Below are 3,519 nucleotides of genomic sequence, written 5' to 3' on the forward strand. Positions count from 1 at the left end.
GTGGCGGGTGAACTGTTTTGCCGAGGACAATTGGCCGGCCATGGCCGACTGGCTGGTGACGGAAGCATCGCGTTTCGAGCGCGCCGTTGCCGAGATTCTGGGCCAGGGTGGCGAAGCCGGTTCGTGAATTCGCGTCGCAGCGGCTTGAGCCTAGTTCGGCTTCGGCGTGTCGCGGCCGATCGCATCGAGATGCTGTTGCAGCGCCAGATGGTCGAGTGCATCCACTCGCAGATTGGTGAACAGCGAGATGCGGTTGTTGAGCATGCGATAGGCATCGGCAAAGGCAAGGTGCAGTTCGGCTTCGGTGCCGTCTGCCTTGGCTGGGTCCGGTATCGACCAGAGCGCGGTCATCGGATGACCCGGCCAGATCGGACATGATTCATTCGCGGTGCTGTCGCAGAGCGTGAAGATGAAGTTCATTTCCGGCGCGTCGGGCTCGGCAAACTCGTCCCAGCCTTTCGAGCGGGCGAAGCTCGTATCGTAGTTGAGGCTTTCGAGCAGCTGCAGTGCGTAAGGATTGACCTCGCCCTTTGGCTGCGAACCGGCGGAAAATGCCTTGAACCTGCCGGCACCGATCCGATTGAGGATGGCTTCTCCCATGATGGAGCGCGCCGAATTGGCGTTGCAAAGAAACAGCACGTTGTAGACATTATCGCTCATCTCAAGACCTCCTTGACAGGCGACTGGATGATGGGGGGCGGCAGATTCCGGCAATTTATCTTTGCCAAGATGCCGACAAGGGCGACGTAGAAAGGTTTCACGACCGTTTGATGACAATCTGTCAAATCATATGCTTGCGTGCTGATGATCGACTTGCGTTGACAGGCTTGCTGCGGTCGACATTTCTGCGGCTGTCGAAAGAGAGAAGGCCGCGCCTATGAGTGCTCCCTTCGAAGGCGAAGGCGGTGAGGCAAGCCGCGCTCTGGGCTTCTTCCGTTCGCGCTGGCAAGGCACGGCCCCGCTCGATCGGCTGTTCTGGCGCGATCTTGTCCTTGTCGGCACGGCGATCAACATCGCAGCGTCGGCGCTGGCGCTCACCCTCCTCGGGCTGAAGCTGCCACTCGCTCTCGTTCTGGCGGTGCATTTCGCGCCCGTGCCCTACAACTTCTTTCTGACTTTTGCGGTGTGGCGGACCGCCGAGAAATCCCCCAGCATCAAGGCTTCGCTGATGACGCTGGGGGCTGTGCTGTGGCTGATACTGGTGGTGGTGGTCTGACAGGACAGTGCTGCCCGCAAGGGGCGGCCGAAGCCGTCCTTTGCCACGGTCGAATTCCAGTCAGGCAGCCGGCTCGAATTTCAGCGCGACGCCATTGATGCAATAGCGCAGGCCGGTCGGGGGCGGGCCGTCCTCGAAGACGTGGCCGAGGTGACTGCCACAGCGGGCGCAGTGGCATTCGGTGCGAACCATGCTGTAGCTGCGATCGACGGTCGTCTCGACCGAACCGGGCACGGGGTCGTTGAAGCTCGGCCAGCCGGTGCCGCTCTCGAATTTCAGCTTGGATTCAAACAAGGGCTGGTCGCAGCCGACACAGGAAAAGGTGCCGGCGCGCTTCTCCTGGAGCAAGGCGCAACTGCCTGGCCGCTCGGTGCCGTGGTTGCGCATCACCGCATATTGCTCTGGCGTCAGGCGCGCGCGCCATTCGGCATCGGTGCGGGTGACCGGGTAGGTGTGACTATCCATCTTTTTGCCTCTTAGCTCATGCCGCTATTTGGGTTGCCTTCCCAAGTTCGCCTAAAATAGGCATTCGTTACGGCGTTGCCCATATTTTCGATGCCGCGAAGAATTCCTCAGGCGATCGCTGCGAGATACCGCGTAACCGAAGCTGCAAATGCTGTCTTTGCATCTCCGATGACGTTCTGGTTCCACCATGCGCCATAGATATGGTCGAACGCGAAAGGCTCCAGCGCAGCCTTGATGCCGAGAACTTTCGCCGCATTGAGCGGGATGTAGTTCGGGTAGCTGTACATGAAGCTGACATGGCGGCGCGTAGGCGTCACCTGCAAGATGTCGCCGGCCAGGATGGCGTCGCCGCCGTCGCGCTTCCAGTGCAGCACCTGGCCGCCGGCAAAGTGACCGCCGCAACGGATAAGTGTCAGCGAGGGGTTTAGGGCGCGCGTCTCGCCCTCCCAACTGATCACAGCCGGATGCGGCCGCATGATCCACTGGCGATCATCGGTGTGCAGGTAGATCGGCACGCCGCCAAACGCCTCGCTCCACTCGACCATTACCGAATAGTAATGGCAGTGCGAGATGGCGATCGCGGTCAGGCCGCCCCGTCGGTTGATTTCGGCCACCGCCTCGTCGCTGACCATCGAGATGCAGTCCCACAGGACATTGCCGTGCGGCGTTTGCGCCAGCAACGCCCGCTGACCGATGGCGAAGCGCGGCTCGATGCCGAAAGCGAGCACGCCAGCGTCGTCTTTCATCGCGATCCGATGCCCGGCGGCGAGCTCTTCCGGCGTGATCCAGGCCTGGCCCTCCCAGCGCACATATTGCCGCTCGTCCTCGCAGATCGGGCAATGTTGTGGCGGCGCGGCTGTTGCCGCGAATTGGACGCCACACTGCAGGCAAAGGAAACAGGTCATCGGTCTTCCTGTCTTGCGTTCCGAAAATCCACTCAGTGCTTCCTTGAAAGCTGCTTCGTCGCGGCTTCCAGCCCGGCGAGCGTCAGCGGAAACATGCGGCCGCCAAAGATGTCGCGGATCATGGCGATCGAATGGGTGAAGCCCCAGTGCTTATCGCTTTCGGGGTTGAGCCATACCGCGTTCGGCCATTGCTGCAGCAGGCGACTGAGCCAGACGACGCCGGCCTCCGGGTTCCAGTGCTCGACCGAGCCGCCGGGATGGGCGATCTCGTAAGGGCTCATCGAGGCATCGCCGACGACGATCACCTTGTAGTCCGGGCCGTATTTATGGAGGAGGTCGAAGGTCGGAATCACCTCCGCATGGCGGCGGCGATTGTCCTTCCAAACGCCTTCGTAGAGGCAGTTGTGGAAGTAAAAGTATTCGAGCTGGCGGAATTCGGCACGGGCGGCCGAAAACAGCTCTTCGACGCTTTTGATGTGGTCGTCCATCGAGCCGCCGACATCGAAGAACATCAGCAGCTTCACGGCATTGCGCCGTTCGGGCCGTGTCTGCACGTCGAGATAGCCATGCTCGGCCGTGGCGTGGATGGTGCCGGGCAGGTCGAATTCCTCCTCGGCGCCTTCGCGCACCCAGCGGCGCAGGCGCTTCAGCGCGATCTTTATGTTGCGCGTGCCGAGCTCGACGGCATCGTCGAAATTCCTGAATTCGCGCTTGTCCCAGACTTTCACCGCGCGGGGGTTGCGGCTCTCATGTTGGCCGATGCGAACCCCTTCGGGATTGTAGCCGTAAGCGCCGAAGGACGAGGTGCCGCCTGTGCCGATCCATTTCGAACCGCCCTGATGACGGCCCTTCTGTTCCTCCAGTCGCTTCTTCAGCGTTTCCATCAGCTTTTCGAAACCGCCCAGCGCCTCGACCAGCTTTTTTTCTTCATCG

At 61.2% G+C, this 3,519-nt stretch carries 5 protein-coding genes; 1 reads left to right on the forward strand and 4 read right to left on the reverse strand.

What is annotated here, in order from left to right; all coding sequences use genetic code 11:
- Nucleotides 1-150: 150 nt before the first annotated feature.
- Nucleotides 151-660 (reverse strand): arsenate reductase ArsC, encoded by a 510-nt coding sequence (locus tag E5W87_RS15945; protein ID WP_292399078.1) that lies wholly within the window; start codon nucleotides 658-660, stop codon nucleotides 151-153.
- A gap of 217 nt (nucleotides 661-877) precedes the next feature.
- Here E5W87_RS15945 and E5W87_RS15950 point away from each other — a divergent pair, with 217 nt between their 5' ends.
- Nucleotides 878-1,216, forward strand: a complete 339-nt coding sequence (locus tag E5W87_RS15950; RefSeq protein WP_292399081.1) for a hypothetical protein — start codon at nucleotides 878-880, stop codon at nucleotides 1,214-1,216.
- A 60-nt stretch (nucleotides 1,217-1,276) separates the two neighbouring features.
- Here E5W87_RS15950 and msrB read toward each other — a convergent pair whose 3' ends face one another.
- The 3 genes from msrB to E5W87_RS15965 form a co-directional block, all read right to left on the reverse strand.
- Nucleotides 1,277-1,681 carry a peptide-methionine (R)-S-oxide reductase MsrB gene (gene msrB / locus E5W87_RS15955; protein ID WP_292399084.1) on the reverse strand — a complete coding sequence of 135 codons (405 nt, stop codon included), beginning with the start codon at nucleotides 1,679-1,681 and terminating at the stop codon, nucleotides 1,277-1,279.
- A 107-nt stretch (nucleotides 1,682-1,788) separates the two neighbouring features.
- Nucleotides 1,789-2,586: an MBL fold metallo-hydrolase gene (locus E5W87_RS15960; protein ID WP_292399087.1), complete on the reverse strand. Its 798-nt coding sequence runs from the start codon at nucleotides 2,584-2,586 to the stop codon at nucleotides 1,789-1,791.
- A gap of 32 nt (nucleotides 2,587-2,618) precedes the next feature.
- Nucleotides 2,619-3,519, reverse strand: a 901-nt coding sequence (locus E5W87_RS15965; protein ID WP_292399090.1) for a VWA domain-containing protein, incomplete at its 5' end; no start/stop codon positions are given.

The sequence above is a fragment of the Mesorhizobium sp. genome (assembly GCF_004962925.1).
GTDB lineage: Bacteria > Pseudomonadota > Alphaproteobacteria > Rhizobiales > Rhizobiaceae > Mesorhizobium.